This window comes from Polyangiaceae bacterium, assembly GCA_020633235.1.
GTDB lineage: Bacteria > Myxococcota_A > Polyangia > Polyangiales > Polyangiaceae > JACKEA01.
In genome coordinates this window covers 936,808-952,163 of record JACKEA010000003.1, presented here as the reverse complement: position 1 = coordinate 952,163, position 15,356 = coordinate 936,808, and the positions used below count along the sequence as shown (strand labels likewise).

Annotated in this window: 14 protein-coding genes; 7 read left to right on the top strand and 7 right to left on the bottom strand. The window is 69.1% G+C overall.

Features of this window, described 5'->3' with window-relative positions; translation table 11 throughout:
- Positions 1-76: 76 nt before the first annotated feature.
- Positions 77-565: a hypothetical protein gene (locus tag H6717_21100; protein MCB9579542.1), complete on the top strand. Its 489-nt coding sequence runs from the start codon at positions 77-79 to the stop codon at positions 563-565.
- Here H6717_21100 and H6717_21095 read toward each other — a convergent pair whose 3' ends face one another.
- The 5 genes from H6717_21095 to H6717_21075 all read right to left on the bottom strand — a co-directional run bounded on the left by H6717_21095 (position 566) and on the right by H6717_21075 (position 8,048).
- Positions 566-4,378 carry a protein kinase gene (locus H6717_21095; protein MCB9579541.1) on the bottom strand — a complete coding sequence of 1,271 codons (3,813 nt, stop codon included), beginning with the start codon at positions 4,376-4,378 and terminating at the stop codon, positions 566-568.
- 46 nt (positions 4,379-4,424) lie between these two features.
- Positions 4,425-5,201, bottom strand: a complete 777-nt coding sequence (gene uppS, locus H6717_21090; protein MCB9579540.1) for a di-trans,poly-cis-decaprenylcistransferase — start codon at positions 5,199-5,201, stop codon at positions 4,425-4,427.
- A 152-nt stretch (positions 5,202-5,353) separates the two neighbouring features.
- Positions 5,354-6,763, bottom strand: a complete 1,410-nt coding sequence (locus H6717_21085) for a two-component sensor histidine kinase (GenBank protein MCB9579539.1) — start codon at positions 6,761-6,763, stop codon at positions 5,354-5,356.
- Positions 6,760-7,461: a response regulator transcription factor gene (locus H6717_21080; GenBank protein ID MCB9579538.1), complete on the bottom strand. Its 702-nt coding sequence runs from the start codon at positions 7,459-7,461 to the stop codon at positions 6,760-6,762. The genes H6717_21085 and H6717_21080 overlap by 4 nt, the downstream gene beginning before the upstream one ends.
- An 8-nt stretch (positions 7,462-7,469) precedes the next feature.
- Positions 7,470-8,048 carry a hypothetical protein gene (locus H6717_21075; protein MCB9579537.1) on the bottom strand — a complete coding sequence of 193 codons (579 nt, stop codon included), beginning with the start codon at positions 8,046-8,048 and terminating at the stop codon, positions 7,470-7,472.
- Between the two features lie 74 nt (positions 8,049-8,122).
- Here H6717_21075 and H6717_21070 point away from each other — a divergent pair, with 74 nt between their 5' ends.
- The 5 genes from H6717_21070 (at position 8,123) to H6717_21050 (ending at position 12,213) form a co-directional block, all read left to right on the top strand.
- On the top strand, positions 8,123-9,721 hold the full coding sequence (locus H6717_21070; protein ID MCB9579536.1) for a hypothetical protein: 1,599 nt from the start codon (positions 8,123-8,125) through the stop codon (positions 9,719-9,721).
- Positions 9,703-10,209, top strand: a complete 507-nt coding sequence (locus H6717_21065) for a histidine phosphatase family protein (GenBank protein ID MCB9579535.1) — start codon at positions 9,703-9,705, stop codon at positions 10,207-10,209. The genes H6717_21070 and H6717_21065 overlap by 19 nt, the downstream gene beginning before the upstream one ends.
- Positions 10,210-10,284: 75 nt before the next feature.
- A complete protein-coding gene (locus tag H6717_21060; protein ID MCB9579534.1) occupies positions 10,285-11,430 on the top strand; it encodes a hypothetical protein in 1,146 nt (381 codons plus the stop codon).
- A gap of 109 nt (positions 11,431-11,539) precedes the next feature.
- Entirely contained in the window at positions 11,540-11,809 is a 270-nt protein-coding gene (locus H6717_21055; protein MCB9579533.1) for a type II toxin-antitoxin system prevent-host-death family antitoxin, read from the top strand.
- Positions 11,810-11,811: 2 nt separating this feature from the next.
- Complete coding sequence (locus tag H6717_21050) at positions 11,812-12,213, top strand: type II toxin-antitoxin system VapC family toxin (GenBank protein MCB9579532.1); 402 nt, start codon at positions 11,812-11,814, stop codon at positions 12,211-12,213.
- A 68-nt stretch (positions 12,214-12,281) separates the two neighbouring features.
- On the opposite strand, the gene H6717_21045 is transcribed toward H6717_21050, so the two are convergent.
- A complete protein-coding gene (locus H6717_21045) occupies positions 12,282-13,949 on the bottom strand; it encodes an amidohydrolase family protein (protein ID MCB9579531.1) in 1,668 nt (555 codons plus the stop codon).
- 92 nt (positions 13,950-14,041) lie between these two features.
- Between H6717_21045 and H6717_21040 the strand changes: the two genes are divergently transcribed.
- Positions 14,042-14,632 (top strand): hypothetical protein, encoded by a 591-nt coding sequence (locus tag H6717_21040; protein MCB9579530.1) that lies wholly within the window; start codon positions 14,042-14,044, stop codon positions 14,630-14,632.
- A gap of 2 nt (positions 14,633-14,634) precedes the next feature.
- Here the strand turns inward: H6717_21040 and H6717_21035 are convergent, their stop codons facing one another.
- The gene (locus H6717_21035) at positions 14,635-15,150 is read right to left on the bottom strand and encodes a hypothetical protein (GenBank protein MCB9579529.1); all 516 of its coding nucleotides are present in this window, start codon (positions 15,148-15,150) and stop codon (positions 14,635-14,637) included.
- Between the last annotated feature and the right edge of the window lie 206 nt (positions 15,151-15,356).

Sequence of the window (15,356 nt, the reverse complement as noted above, 5' to 3'; positions counted from 1 at the left end):
GTATCCCCCGACGCCCTTCCGATGTCCACGAAACGCGTTGGGTGGCGGATCTGACCGCGCTATGCTCTTCGCCGCCATGCGGCATTTCATCTTGGGGTCGATGCTCTTGGTGCTCGCAGCATGCGGCGGCTCCGCGCCTCCGCCACGAGCTCCGGAGCCAGAGCCGACCACGGCGCCCGAGCCCAGCCCGCCACCGGCGACGACGGCGAGCGAAGAGCCTTCCGAGCCCGAGACGCCGCCCGCGGCTGCGGAGCCCGAGTTCAGCGACGACATGAGCGTGGAGCAGGCGATCGCGGCAGTGCCGCAGGGCATGGAGCGCTCCAATCTCGATCCCGACGCGTTGGGCGAGCCGCTCATGGACATGAAGCTCTACGAGCCGTGCAAGGCGAAGGAAAGCGAGCACGTCAAGATCCGCGTGGCCATCTGGAATGGCAAGGCGGTAGGGGTGGACGTGGACGTGACGCCGAAGAACGACAAGCTCGCGAGCTGCGTGAAGAGTCAGATTCGCAGTGTGAGCTGGCGCGACAAGGTCAAATCGCTCAACACCGTCGAGTTCGCGTTCTGATCAAGCCGCGCCGTGCGCGCGGGCCAACGCCAACAGCTCGGCGTTGTCGGACACGCGCTCGAGCACGTTCTTTTCCCCAACCCGCTCCGCGCGACGAAGCAGCGAGCGCGCGCCATGCTCCAGCGTGCGCCGTGCATCGCTCTCGAGGCCGTTCTCGAGCTGGGCTTGGGCGAGGACCAACGCCACGAGGGACTCGGTGTCTTCCGGAGTGCCGTGCTCTCCGGCGAGGTCGTGCGCGCGGCGTGCTTCCGCGAGCGCGGCCGCGGCGCTGCCCCGGGCGAGCAGCACGCGGGCCAGGGTCGCCAGAGCCAACGGCAGCAATCCCGGGATTTTCTCGAGAATCTTGCTGGCTCGCCGCGATTCCGTCTCGGCCAGGGAGAGCTGCCCGTCGCGACACGCCGCGAGGGCGAGATACGCCCGCGCCGACCCTTCCAAGATCCCCTCGCCGTGACGCTCCGCGATGGCAATCGCCTGTCGCTGGAGCGCGATGGCTTCCGCCGGGGCGCCGCACTCGGCACGGATGTGCCCCAGGTTGTGCAGCGCGTAGGCGCGCACGCTGGCGAGGCCCAGCCGCTCCGTGGTCGCGAGGGCCTGCCGCAGCAGGCTCTCGGCCGTTTCGTAGTTGCCGAGGGTCATCTCCATGAAACCGAGGTTCACCCGGGTGTTGGTCGCGGCGCGGGTTTCGCCGGTCGCGTCGAACGCCGACAGCGCGCTCGAGAGCTCCTTGCGAAATGCGCTCTGCTCCCCAGCGAAGTAGGCCACTGCGGAACGCGCGTGGTGCGTCCACGCCGTCGCCGACAGGCTTCGAACGGCGGGGCACAGGGCATCCATCTTTTCCACCAAGCGGGCGGCGTCGGCGCGACGCCCCGCTTTCAGGTAGCCGCTCGCGGCGCGGGACAGGCACATGATCTGAGCGGCCCTCGCGTCTTCATCGAGGGCCGTCGCGTCGGCGGCGAGCTCGGCGGCGTTCGCGAGGGCATCGCCGTGCTCCAGACTGCTGCTGCACGAGCAGGCGTCGGACAGCGCCGAGAACCACGATGTGGAGCCGCGTTCGAGGAGCCGGGCCGCTTCCTCCGCGGCGCGCTCGCCCTGCAGGTACTCCCCACGCCACAAGTGGGCTTGGGCCGCCAGCTGCCGGAGACGTCCACGCAGGGCGGCGTCGGGGCCGCAGGTCAGGGCCAGCTCTGCGCGTTCGAGGGTCGCCGTCAGATCGTGGCCTTCCAACGCGCGTTCTGCAGCGGCGGCATAGAAGTGGGCGGCTCGCGGCAGCTCGCCGCCGCGGCGGTAGTGTTCCGCCAGCACGAGGGATTCCACCTCTCCGGCGCGCTCGAGCCACTCCCCGGCCATGCGATGCCCCAGCGCGCGGTCTTCCTCCGTGAGCGTCGCGTAGGCGGCCTCGCGCACCATCGAGTGGCGAAAGGCGTACTCCGCTTGTCCCGGGAAAGCGCTCTGGGGACGGCGACTGACGAGCTCCCGCCCCGCGAGCTCTTCGAGGGCCGCGGCGTCGTGATGCTGGCCGGTCAAGTGCTCGGCGCCACTCTGCCAGAAGCGCATGCCGAACACGCTGGCGGCCCGGAGTATGCGACGCGCGTTCGTGGGGAGCGTGTCGAGACGGTTTTGCACCATGCCCACCACGGAAGCGGGAAGCTCCGAGTGCCCGTCGGCGACGGTGCGGATCAGCTCTTCGAGGAAGAACGCGTTGCCGTCCGCGAGGTCCACGATGCGCGCGATGGTTTCTTCCGTCGCGCTCGCCCCGAGCACGGAGCGCGAGAGTTGGGTCGCCGCCCCGCGATGCAGCGGCCGCAGTCGAAGAGTCTGAGCCCCACGCTCCACCCAGGGCTTGGTCAGGGTCTCGTCCACCGTGGGCCGCGCGAAGGCAATCACCAACAGCGGCAGCTCCGGGTGCGCCGCCAGGGCGGCGTCGATCAGGTTCACGCTGGGGCGATCTCCCCAGTGCAGATCCTCCAACAGGATGACGAGCGGGCGCGCGCCACACTCCGCCGCGACGAAGTCGAGCCACGCGCCGCGGATACCGTCGCCCATGCGCGTGGCATCGGCCCGGGCGGGCGCCAGCGCTTCGGCAAAGCTCAGGGGAAAGGGCACGCCCGAGAGCTCGCCCAAGAAGGCGACGACTTCTCGCGCGTGGTCCGAATCCCCCATGCTGCGCGTGACGCGTCGAAGCAGTTTCTCGCGGCTGAGCTCCGCCGGCTCGCCGTCGAACAGCTCCGCGGAGCGCCGGAGAGCGTGACGCAAGAGGCCGAAGGGGTTGCCCGCGCTGAGGGAGTCCGAGCGTCCGAGCAGGACCGTGCTCGGCAGCTCGTGCTCCGTCAGGCGTAGCGCGAGCTCGTAGCGCAAGCGGGACTTGCCCACACCGGCGTCACCGAGCACGAGCGCGGCGCGTGCCACGGGCTCGCTGGCGCACTCGTCGTACAACGCCTCCAGCGCGACGAGCTCGCGTTCGCGGCCCACGAACTCGGTGGCGCGACCCAGAAACAGCCGCGCGGTGTCCGGCGGCGTGCTCTCGGAGCCCAACCGGTGGCGTCCATCGCTGGTCCGGACCGTGCGGCGGGGGCCGAGCACGCGGGCGGTTTCGGCATCCACGCGGACCTCTCCCGGGCGGGCGCCGGCGAGGGTGGTCACCGCGCGGTCCAGGGCGCTGCCGATGGGGCCGCGCTGTCCCACGACGCCGAGGCCCAAGCTCAGAGCCAGGGGGCGATCGCCGAACAAGGCAACCAGCGCCATCGCGGCGCGGGCTGCGGCGGCGCCGTGGTCCGTCTCGGTGACGAAGAACGTCGCCACGCCGGTGCCGTCGGCCAGCACGTGCCAGCTGCCGCCGTGGCTGGCGACCATGGCTGCGGCCCGTGTGTTGGGGGCCAGCTCCGGTTGGGAGAGTCGGAGCTCACGGGTCTCGGTGTCCTCCGGCTCCCCGCCCCCTACCAGGGCGACCCATACGGCCCGCCGTTCTTCGCTGCCGAGCGCTGCTGGCGGCGGCTCACTGATGTTGCCGATGCTCATGGACCGCAGGCGGGCTTCCACCGCTGCGGCGTTGGCGGGCCGATCGTCGGGCCGCTTGTGGAGCATGTCCGTCAGTAGCTGCTCGAAAGGCGCGGGGATGTTCGGCACCAAGCGAGACAACGGCGCGGGCTCGTCCAGCAGCACCTTGGCGAGGATCACCGTGGCGTCTCCACCCTTGAAGGGATGCTCTCCACTCACGGCGCGATAGAGCAAGGAGCCCAATGAGAATACGTCGGAGGCCGGCTCCGGGTTGCGGTCGCCGGAGGCCTGTTCGGGCGACATGTACGCGAGCGTCCCGATCAAGAGGCCGGCTTCCGTGAAGTGGGGATCGAGGCGGCGCCGAGCCACACCGAAGTCGATCAGCTTCGCGTCCGCCAAGGAGCCATTCACGACGAACACGTTGCTGGGCTTGACGTCGCGATGCACCACGCCCTCGCGATGCGCCGCCGCCAGGCCGGAGGCGACCCGAGCGGCGACGGTCAACGTCTCCTTGATGGTCAGCGGACGTTCTGCCAGGTGCTCCGAGAGGGTGCGCCCTGCGAGCCACTCCATGGCGAGATACAGGCGTCCCCGTTCGGTCTCGCCGTGCGCCACGTAGCGGACGATGGCAGGGTGCGCCAGGGTGGACAGCACCGCCGCTTCCCGCAGGAAGCGCTCGCCGGTCTGGCCCGGGTGCAGGACCTTCACGGCGACGGTGTCGCCGGTCGCTTCGTCGAGGGCCCGGTAGACGAGCCCCATGCCGCCGGCGCCAGCGCGCGCTAGCAGCCGGAATCGGCCCGCGATGATCTGATCAGGCACTCCCTGTCAGTATCCGTCGGCAGAGCCGGCGGCGTCCAGGTGACTCTCAGGGCAGTGGATCGAGCGGATCGAAGGTGGAAGAGCCTTCCGGCGGAACCTGCACCTGCTCCGACGTGCGTCCGAAGCGGCGCTCGCGGCTCGAGTACATCTCGACGGCGTCGAGCAAGGTCTGCGGCGTGAAGTCCGGCCACATGATGGGCAGGAACAACAGCTCGGCGTAGGCCGACTCGAACAGCAAGAAGTCGCTGACGCGGGTCTCGCCGCCGGTGCGGATCAAGAGATCCACGTCCGGGAGCGAGCGCGTGGTCATCTCGCGGTGGAAGAAGGACTCGTCGATCTCTTCCGGAAGCACCAGGCCTGCTCGCGCGCGGACGGCCAGGGCTCGCGCCGCTTCCACGATGTCTTGGCGCCCGCCGTACGAAAGCGCCAGGGTGAGGGTCATGCGATCGCCGTCGGCGGTGTAGGCGATTAGGTCTTCCACGGCGCGGCGGGTGACCGTGGGCAGGTCCTCCAGCTGGCCAATGACGTTCACGCGGATGCCGTTCGTGCGCAGCTCCGAGCGCTCGCGCTTGGCGAAGTCCACCAACAGCCGCATCAAGGCTTCGACCTCGGGCCGCGGGCGTGCCCAGTTGGCGACGCTGAAGGCGTACAGGGTCAGGTACTCGACGCCGATGCGCGTCGCCGTCTCCACCGCGTCCCGCACGGCGCGGGCACCTTCGGCGTGACCCTCGGAGCGGTCGAGCCCGCGGGCCTTCGCCCAACGGCCGTTGCCGTCCATGATGATGGCCACGTGGCGGGGGATGATTTTCTCAGCGTTGTTCAAGGCACGACCTCACGTAGGGGTAGCGAGAAGACGAAGGTGGCATAGCCAAGCGCGAGTCGAGGGGAGCGTGTGTGGAGGTTTCGAGGAGATGCGCCTTCCGGACAGCGAGGTTCCGCGCCGGGCCAACAGCCAAATCGTGAAAATCACTGAACTTATGTATCTGCGTCGGAGAGCTTTCGGCGCGCCGGGGGGAGCGTGAGCCGAAACACGACGCTGGGCGGGCCGGGGCTGGCGAGCTCGGCGCGACCTCCGTGGGATTCCGTGACGGCCCGCACGATGGCCAGGCCGAGGCCGGAGCCGCCCTTGTCCGGACGCGTGGTGACGAAGCGGCGAAACAGATTCTTGCGGACGTGCTTGGGCACGCTGCCGGAGCTCTCCACCTCGATCACCACGCCGGCATCCGCGCGGGCGACGCGCACGACGACCGGGCCCGGCTCGGAATGGACGAGGGCGTTGTCCACCAGGTTGAGAACGCCACGGGAGAGCCAGCTCGCGTCGCCACGCACGCGAGCGTCGCCGTCGGCCTCCACCCGCACTCGCTTGGCGTCCTCGCCCAGGCCCTCCAAAATGGTGCGCACGAGCTCGCCCATGTTCACGGGGTCGAAGGTCTCCACGCCGCGCGCCTCGATGCGCGCCAAGCTCAGAAGATCCCCGAGCAGGCGCTCGATGCGCTCCGTGGACTCGCGAATGCGTGCGACGAAGCGGCGCGCTTCCTCGGGCTCGTCGAGAGCGCTCTCTTCCAGCACCTCCGCGCTGGCGCGAATGGCGGCGACGGGGTTCTTGAGCTCGTGGGAGAGATCCGCGGCGAAGGCCTCCACGAAAGGGCGCCCTTCGAGCTGGCGCCGCATGGAGTCGATCGAGCGCGACAGGCGCATCACCTCCCGACCGAAGGCCGCGGGGGGCGCGGCGGTGCGCTCGCCGCTACTCACACGCTCGGCGAAAGCGCTCAGTGCCTCGATGGGGCGCGCGATGGAGCGGCCGATGAGTGCGGCGGCAATGGCCGCGACGGCGCCCAGTACCAGGCTGATGACCAGCACCGTGGGAGCGAAATCCGCCAGCAAGCGCCGCATGACCAAGGTGGGCTTCACCACGCGTACGGCGCCAACGGCCTTGCCCCGCACGGACACGGGGGCGTCCACCGTTACCGTGCCCGGCTCGCCCCGAGCGCTCTTCTGGCCCGCGGGGAAGATGACATGCCCACCGCTGTCGAGCAGCTCCAGGCGCAGGTCCGCGCCGCGCTCGCGTTCCTGCTCCAGGCGATCGGCGATGTCGCGGATGCCCATGCCGGTGCGATCCATCTCGCCTTCCAGCATGCCGGAGATGCTCGCAGCCTCGTCGGTGGCAGCCTGTGTGGCCAGGCGAACCGCGCGCGCTTCGATGCGGTCGATGACCATCAAGCCGAGGCCGAAGGCGAAGGCGCCGACGATCAACGCCAGCGCCAAGAACACCTGCATGCGGACCGACATGCCGCGGGTGCGCGACTCGAGCAGTCGCGACACCACGAAGGCGGCGAAAAGGATCAAACCGATCGCCGCGGCGGCGACGACGATCAGCCGGATCACGGCTTCTCTGTGTCAGTGGGGCGATCGGTGATGCGATAGCCCACGCCACGCACGGTCTCGATCAGCCCTGGCTCGCCGCCGGCCTCGCCGATCTTCTTGCGCAGTGACTTGATGTGCGAGTCCACCGTGCGATCGCTGATGGCGAAGCCGTCGCCCCACACGCGATCGATGAGCTGCGCGCGCGTGTACACGCGACCCGGGCTGTCGAGCAGGCCCGCGAGCAGGTCGAACTCCACGCGGGTGAGCTCCAGCGCCTTGCCCTGCACGGTGGCCCGGCGGGTGGCGTCGTCCGCGGTGACGGGCAACTCGCCGACGCCAGCAGCGCCGCCGCCGTCGCTCTGGCCCGTACGCCGCAGCACGGCGCGCACGCGGGCCACCACTTCCCGCGGGGAAAACGGCTTGGTCACGTAGTCGTCGGCGCCCGTCTCCAGCGCCGCCACCCGATCCGCTTCGCCGTCGCGGCTGGACAGCACGATGATGGGCGTGAGGCGCTTTTCGCGCCGCAGAATGCCGATCAGATCGAAGCCGCTGCCGTCCGGTAGCATCAGATCCAGCACGATCAGGTCCGTGTCCCGCGCTTCGCGCTCGGCGTCCGCGAAGGTGTGCGCCAGCGTCACTCCGAAGCCGTCCCGGCGCAGGGCGTAGGCGACGCTCTCCGCGATGGCGGGCTCATCTTCGACGACGAGAATTCGCTGCATGCGCGCCGTCACTTTACCAGCTCGGCGACGAGCGGCGGAATCGCCTTGGCCAGGCGCGACAGATGATCCGGCGCCGGCCGGGTCCCCGCGAAGTGGAGCACCAGGCCGCCGGGGCGCACTTCGATGTGACCGGAAAAGCCCCAGGACGCGAGCAGCTCCCGCGCGCCCTTGGGGAACGCTGCGGCAGCTTCGGCGGCGGACGCGGCGAAGGTGAGCACGTGCTCGTCCCATTTCGGGTCCCCGATGCGCACGGTGGGCGGCGGAGGAGTTTCGATGAACGCGACGCGGGTGTTGAAGTGCTCGCCCCCACGGGCGGCGGCGCGGCGGTACAGGCCCGGGTGCGAGACGAACGCGAGCAGGGTGCGATCGAGCGGCTCGCTGTCCAACGCGGCGAGCCAGGGTTCGGCAATCGTGATCTGGGCGGGGGCCAGAGGCCACGAGATGCTGTTCAGGTACGCTTCCGCGCTCACCATGGTGTCGAACGGCTCCCAGGCCCGAAACCATTCCTGGTTGGGCATTGCTTCGTAGGCGGCGCGTCGACTGCGCGCCCAAGCCGCCAATTGTTCCGAGCCAGGGGGAGGGGACATCTCGCGCGACTGAGGATTAGCACGGGGCATGGCCTCGCTTGACGAGCCTCGGGCGCCGTGGGACCCACTGCCCCGTGATTCCGCGAAAATCCTTGGGTCTGTTCCTGATCGTATCGGCTCTCGCGAGCGCCTGCGGAGGCGCCGGCCAGGGCTCCGAATCGCCGGCCGACTCCCCCGACGAGGCCAAGGCGCAGCGCCTGCTCGAGCGGGCCCGGCAGAGTCACGACGCGGGTCACTACCGGCGCTTGGTGTTGCGTTTCGGCGATACCCAGGCGGCGGAAGATGGCAAGGACGAGCTCGCCGGCATCCTGCTGGAACAAGCCAAGAAGGCGATGGCGGAGGGCGATTGGGCCACGGCTCATGATCGCGCCGAAGAAGCTCGCGAGTACGCCGCCCTCGATCGCACGCGGGAAGCGCTGGCGGTCGAGAAGGAGATCGACGAGAAGCGCGCCGCCGAGGTGGCTGCGAGCGCCAAGAAGCAAGCGGGCCAAGGCAAGTGCGCCAGCGCTCTCAAATCCGTCGCTACCCCGCTGCGTCAGAAGCCCAGCGCCCACTTCAAGGAGACGCTGCAGAAGCTGGCGCAAGACACCTTGCTCGACTGCATGGAAGCCAAGATGGGCGAGGACGTGAAGGCGGGTAACGTGGAGGCCGCGCGGGCGCTGCTGAGCTCGCCGGATGCCACGACGTCGCTCTCCAACGACGGCTTCACCGAAGCCGGCAAGCGTCTGAAGAAGCTGATCGTGGGCGAGAGCACCAAGGAGATCCGGCCGCTGCTCGAGGCCAAGAAGTGGCAAGAGGCCATCGATCGTCTGAACGCGCTGCAGAAGGACGGCAAGATCAGCGCGGCGGAGCGGCCGCTGGCAGACGAGATCCTGCGCGACGCCCTGCACCAGCACCTGCTTGCCCTGGGCAAGGAGGGGCTCACGGCGAAGAAGCCCAGCGAGGTAGCGGCGGAGCTCGATCGCGAGCTCGCCCTCGGCAAGTGGAAGGCCGTTCCGGCAGACGTCGTGGCGGCCAAGAAGGAGCTCGCCATCGCCGTGGAGTGCGAGAAGCGCCGCTGCAAGATGGCCAGCCCCAAGGCCCAGTGGGCGTGGGGCGCGCTGGGCGTGGCGCCCGCCCAAGACGCCGAGGCAGAGGCGACGGCCACCGTGGAGCATGGCCAGCAGGTTTGGTTGCTCGGCGCGGGAGCTCACGAGGCGTTGATCGCGACGGAAGATCCCGGGGCGGCCTCCGGCGGCGCGCTGTTCGCGAAGGCCGCCGGTTGGGTCGACAAGAAGCTCCTGCGTCCGAGCTCCACCAAGAACACCTTGCCGCCCACGGAGCAGCTGGAAGGCTTCCGGGTGTGGGCGCCCCTCAGGCCGCCGGACAAGGCCCTGCACCTCGGCATCGTGTCCAAGGTGGACGGCAAGAAGGTGACCGTGAAGCGCATCGCGGACGGCGGAGAGGTCACGCTGGACGTGAAGGCGCTGCACGCCGGCACCCTGGACGAGGGCGTGAAGGTGATGGCGTTCTGCGCGGACCAGGTGCACACGGAGGTCGCGCGGATCCAGAGTGTGGTCAGCGAGGACGCCGGCAAGCCGAAGGTGAAGATCACTTGCGAGAAGGGGGACATCACGCGGGTGGAGGTGGCCGGCGCGCTGACCACCAAGCCGGAATGGTTGCCCAAGAAGTGAAGACGCTCTTGATCCTCCGCCACGCGAAGTCGAGCTGGGACGACGGCTCGCTTCCGGATCACGATCGGCCGCTCAATCGCCGGGGCGAACGCGACGCTCCGCGCATGGGGCGCTACCTGGTGGAAAACGCGCTGGTGCCGGATCTGGTGCTTTCGTCCACGGCGCGGCGGGCGCGCCAGACGGCGCTGTCGGTGATGGAGGAGTGCGGCTGGCGCGGTGAGCTACGCCTCGTGCGCTCGCTGTACCTGGCGGAGCCCGCGGACTACGCGAACGCGGTGCAGGGCGCGCCCCCGGCGTGCGAACGCGTGCTGCTCGTGGGACACAACCCCGGCCTCGAGAGCTTGATCGAAGGGCTCACTGGAGAAAGCCTGACGATGCCGACGGCGGCCCTCGCGGTGCTGGAGCTGGCGGCCGGCGCCTGGAGCGATCTTTCGCTCGACGGGCGCACGAAAATCGCGAGCAACTGTCGTCCTAAGGATCTCGATTGAGTCAGTGTGTCGGGGCCCCTGCGCGGGCCCTTCTGCGCGCAGCAACTGAGGGCGTTCGGGGCCGAGCAGGCCCCCATGCAAAAGCTCACCCTCGCCCGCCTCGGCGCCTTGGGCGCCACCACATTGGCTCTCGCCTGCTCCAGCGGCTCGCCCGCTCCGCAATCGGAAGCGCCTGCGCCCTCCGACTCGGGATGGACGCGCTGGCGCCCACCGCCGCCGCCGCGTGAAGGCGTGATGCACGTCACTGCCTTCGGTCGCCACGCGGACGGCGGTGTGGTTGCTTTCGACGTCGCTTCCGGCCGCGAGCTCGCGCGCCTCGCGCTCGAAGGCCCGCTCCTCGATCTGGTGTGGGACGCAGCGCGGCGCCGCTTGCTCGCGGCCGTGCAGGATCCCGAGATGGATGCCGCGCGCGTGGTGGCCCTGCGCTGGAACGGCGCCGAGCTCACCGTCTTTCAGCGTTCCGAGCTCTTCTCCGGCGATGTTCGGGTTCATGCGGATGCGGCGAGCACGCTGGCGCTGAGCCGCGAGCTCGGCACCACCTGGACGCTCCTCGACGACGCCCTTTCGCCGGAGGGGCTGGGCAAGGCGTGGTTTGCGCCATCCGGGCTCTACAACGTGGGCCGTGAGCGGCGCTGGATCGGTCTCGACGCTTCCGCCTTCGAAGACGGCCGTGATGCCGACGCCATCGTCTCCGTCAGCCACGCCCCAACGTGGCAAGCAGAGCGTTGGATCCTACCCGCGCCGGGTCGTCCAGCGTCGGTGCTGGTCTCCGCGCCGGATCTGGACGAAGCCTGGCTGGTGCGGCAGCACGACGGGGACGCGCGCGCGCTCGTGGGTCAGACGCTCACCGTGAGCCCCTTCGCGCCGGAGCTCCGCAGCGTGTCGCTGCCGCTGTCCGGATCGCTGGAGGGCGCCACGCTCTCGACCGCGCCGGACGCGCTGGTGCTGCTCGAGCGCGTGGAGTCGGGCCTCGCGCTCATGGCGCTGCCCCTCGCGCGGGGCGTGAGCTCCGCCGTGCGCCTCTCGGGGGACGTGGACGGCGACGCGTGGCTGCCGCGCAATCCCGTGAGTGCGGCCGAGCAGGGACTGGTGCTGGTCGCCACCACCGATGGCGCGCGCGCCTTTCGCGTGCGCGGCAACTCGCAGCTCCCCGCTCTGAGCGAGCTCTCCGTCTCTCACTGTCCGAACGTGCGCCCGCCCCTCGCGCTCCAGCTGCCATGAGCCGTGCGGGGGCACCGCTTTCGGAGGTGTTCGACTGGAAGGCCGTAGCGCTGCACGTCCGCTGGCGCAGACGCTGGAAAGGGTCATAATGACCTTTTGAAGAGGTCATATGGTCAAGAGAATCGCCGTGGCGGAGCTAAAAGCACACCTGTCCGAAACGCTGCGAGCCGTGGAGCGTGGCGAGCGCGTGGCCGTCGAGCGACGTGGAAAGACGGTGGCCGTTCTGCTGCCGCCGGAGGAGGCGGATCACGTTGCCGGAGACTGGTGGACCAGGATCTACGGCGTGATGTCGGACGTGGACGACTTTGCGGAGATCATGCGCGACACGGTGAAGAGCCGCGCCAGGGCCCGTCCACGCCCCGTGAAGTTGGAAGACTGAACATGTACGTCTTGGACACGGACGTCATCAGCTTGGTGATGCGCGGCAGTCTTCCCGAGCGAGCGCGAGCGCGGTTGAGCGCGCTATCGCGTTCCCAGGTGAGGCTCACTTCGGTGACCTTGGGCGAGCTGTACTACGGTGCGCTTCGCACCTCGCAGGTAAGGAAGTGGCTCGACGCAGTGGCGCTCGTCACCAGCACGATGGACTGTCTCGATTTCGATGCTGAGGCTGCTCGTCACTACGGTGAGCTTCGAGCTCACCTCGAAGCGAAGGGCCAGCGGCTGGACGACGCCGATCTTCGAATCGCGTCCATCTGTCGTTGCAACGCCCAGGTGCTCGTGTCAGGCAACGAAAAGCACTTCGCTCGCGTTCCTGGCTTGCGCTACGAAAACTGGATCGCGTAGGCGGTCCGCAAGGGGACGCTTCGCGCTGCAGCGCTGTTTCCGCGCTGCAGCGACAAACCAATTCCCCATCAATTGCACTTGGTGAGCGGGGCGATGGGCGAGAGCGGGCCGCCGGCGGGGGAGACGGTGGTGTCGTAGCTCGCGAGCTCGGTCTCGAGCACGCTCTTCACCTCGGCGAAGGTCTGGTTCAGCTTGTCGGCGGTGTCGTTCTCGGCGATGCACAGGAACTTCTGCACGCCGCACACGTCGAGGGCTTCGCAACCCGGGGTGGCTGGGCCCGCGGCCTCGAGCGCTTTGTCGCCGTAGAGAACGCGGCCGTCGAGCATGACCAGGCGCACGGTTTGCGGCTTGGCGGCGAGCAGGGCGCCGTACGGATCGGCGATGGTGCCGCCGATGATGGTGATGTCGGCGCGCTTGCCGACCTCCAGGGTGCCCACGTACTGATCGATGCCCAGGGCGATGGCGGCGTCGCTGGTGACCATGTGGAACAGGCGCTCCGGCGTGAGCACGTCGCCGAAGTGCTGGTTGTCCCAGCTGTCGGCGAAGCGCAGCTCGTCCAGCATGTTCACGCTGCCGCCCAGGGCCCAGTCCGGCGCCAGGGCGATGATCTTCACGCCGGCGGCCATGGCGGCGGGGATGTCCGTGGTCTGACCGTAGAGGAAGACGTTGGATTTGGGTGACCACACGAGCTTCATGTCGTTCTGCGCCATGATGGTGAACTCGGGGGTGCCCAGGGCGGTGCCGTGCACCACGGTGGTCTGGGGTGCCGCGAGGCAGCCGCCGGACACGGTGGTGAGGTTGTCGAACTCCTTGCGCGCGGATTCGTTGATGCCCTCGCCGCAGTGCACCACGTAGCGGTTGGTGGTGCCGGCGGTGAAGTCGTTGCACACGCTGGTGGCGGTGGCAGATGCCGGAATCGAGATGCTCACGCGCATCTTGTCGTCGGGCAGGTCGTTGAACCCAGTGTCGATCGTGCGCGCGACGGAGGCGTAGCACTTTCGCTCCGTGGCACCGGGCGCCATCAAGAAGGAGGTGGTGCCGGCGATGATGGCTTTCGTCTCGGCGTACTTGGCCATCTCACAGCTGACGTTGGCGCCGGCGCTGACGGATTCCAGGTACTGCTTGGCGTCGACCACCTCGCCGTAGCGGGGCTCGCTGGTGGAGTTCCACTGGGTGTGGTTCGAGAACAACTTGCCGGGGTTCCAGTCGTCTTCGTCGAACTCGTTGAACAGGCCGTGGTTGTGGGAGTCGATCAGGCCCGGGAGGATGACGCCGTTGGTCTCTATCGTGGTGGCGCCGGTGGCGCCGCTCTGGCTCGAGCAGCTGGCCGCGACGCAGGTGATGTCCGTGCCTTCCACCAGCACCTCGCCGGTGATGGGACCGGTGGGCGTGAGCACCACGCCCTTGAGCAAGAAACGATCTGCGGCGCCTGGCGTGATCGTGGCGGGTGGGCTGCCGCCGGCGCCCGCTTGTCCACCACTGCCGGCGAGACCGCCACTGCCGGCGAGTCCGCCACTGCCGGCGAGACCGCCGCTGCCCGCGAGACCGCCGCTGCCCGCGAGGCCACCGCTGCCGGCCGCGCCGGCTTGACCGGCCGCACCGCCGGTCGCGCCGAAGCCCCCGAGATTGCCGTAGCCTCCATCACCGCCGCCGCCGCCTCCTCCGCTGTCACCGCAGCCGACGAGAGTCACGAGCGATGCGAGCATGGCCGGGAAGAGAAAGACGAGGTGACGCATGGTCCAATCGTACCAAGCCCCGAGGGGGCACGCAGTGACATTGGCCTGGGGCGCTGGCATCTGGTCGGCTAAAGCGGTATTTGGCCTGGACCATGACCTCGGGGCCCCAACTTCCTCCGAAGAAAGACGTGATTTTGGCGCTGCTCGAGAGCACCGACGTCTTCATTCACCTGGATCCGCGGCGGGACGGCGTGAAGGTTCCGGCCTGGTTCAAGCACCAGCCCCAGCTCGTGCTCCAGGTGGGGCTGAACATGCCGGTCCCGATTCCGGATCTGGAAGTCGACGAGGCGTCCGTGTCCTGCACCCTCAGCTTCAACCGTTCACCGTTCTTCTGTTTCATGCCCTGGAACGCGGTGTACGCGTTGGTGGGGGCGGACGGACGGGCGATGGTGTGGCCGGACGACGTGCCGGCGGAGGTCGCCGCCCAAGCGGCCCAGGTGGTCAAGAAGCAGAAGGCGCCGAAGACCCATCTCCGTGCGGTCACCGACGACGACGACGGTCCGGCCGACGAAGAGGCGACGCTGGAGACGGAAGCGGAAGCTCCGGAGCGATCTCAAGCGCGCCAATCCGCACCCCCGGAGCCCCCGCCGCAGCCGGAGGCCGAAGCTGAAGAAACGACCAAGCCCTCCGAGCCACCCGGAAAGAAGCGCGAGCTTCCGCCCTATCTGCGCGTCGTGAAGTAGCGTCAGTCGATGCTGGCGTCGCCGGCGCCCGCGTCCGTACCGGACGTGCCCGCCGCGCCCGCAGCACCTGCCGCGCCCGCAGCGCCGCCGCCACCCGCAGCACCCGCAGCACCCGCAGCACCCGCAGCACCCGCAGCGCCCGCAGCGCCCGCAGCGCCGGCCATGCCGCCCGCGCCGCCGTTGGCCACGCATTCGTGCGCGCCGTCCACGATGCCGCAGTCGTATCCGCTCACGCAGCCGTGGAAGGTGCAGTCGCCGAGGTGGCACTCGCCGTCGGAGCCACAGGTCTCGTTGTCGCCACACCCCGAAGGAGCCGTGCACGACTTGCCGCTGGTGCCACCCGTGCCACCGGTGCTCCCGCCGGGCTTGTAGCAGAACCCCGTCTCCAGATCGCAGGAGCGGCCCGGGCCGCAGTCCGAGTCGCTACTGCACGCGTAAGGATCCTCGGGATAGATTGGGCATCCCGCCATCGCGAAAGCCGCCAAGAGGACGACTCCTGATAGCACTGCACGCTTCATCTCCTGGCCTCCGTCTCCGCCGCCGTGCGGCACGGATGGAGCGTAGCAAGCAACGTGCCCCAGACAAGCCACCTAGATTGCGGCTTTTCCGGGGTGGGGCCTGGGCGAGTGAAAGGGGGTTCACGGGTGGATGTAGCCGGATTTCCGCCGGGGGCCGCGAAAGCGAGGCTTTGGGCGAGCAGCGTGCTAAGTTCTGCGCGCCTTTT

Coding starts and splice junctions, on each gene's coding strand:
- H6717_21100 (MCB9579542.1), top strand. CDS start 77: ATGCGGCATTTCATCTTGGGGTCGATGCTCTTGGTGCTCGCAGCATGC.
- H6717_21080 (MCB9579538.1), bottom strand. CDS start 7,461: ATGCAGCGAATTCTCGTCGTCGAAGATGAGCCCGCCATCGCGGAGAGC.
- H6717_21075 (MCB9579537.1), bottom strand. CDS start 8,048: ATGTCCCCTCCCCCTGGCTCGGAACAATTGGCGGCTTGGGCGCGCAGT.
- H6717_21065 (MCB9579535.1), top strand. CDS start 9,703: ATGGTTGCCCAAGAAGTGAAGACGCTCTTGATCCTCCGCCACGCGAAG.
- H6717_21060 (MCB9579534.1), top strand. CDS start 10,285: ATGCAAAAGCTCACCCTCGCCCGCCTCGGCGCCTTGGGCGCCACCACA.
- H6717_21055 (MCB9579533.1), top strand. CDS start 11,540: ATGGTCAAGAGAATCGCCGTGGCGGAGCTAAAAGCACACCTGTCCGAA.
- H6717_21050 (MCB9579532.1), top strand. CDS start 11,812: ATGTACGTCTTGGACACGGACGTCATCAGCTTGGTGATGCGCGGCAGT.
- H6717_21045 (MCB9579531.1), bottom strand. CDS start 13,949: ATGCGTCACCTCGTCTTTCTCTTCCCGGCCATGCTCGCATCGCTCGTG.
- H6717_21040 (MCB9579530.1), top strand. CDS start 14,042: ATGACCTCGGGGCCCCAACTTCCTCCGAAGAAAGACGTGATTTTGGCG.
- H6717_21035 (MCB9579529.1), bottom strand. CDS start 15,150: ATGAAGCGTGCAGTGCTATCAGGAGTCGTCCTCTTGGCGGCTTTCGCG.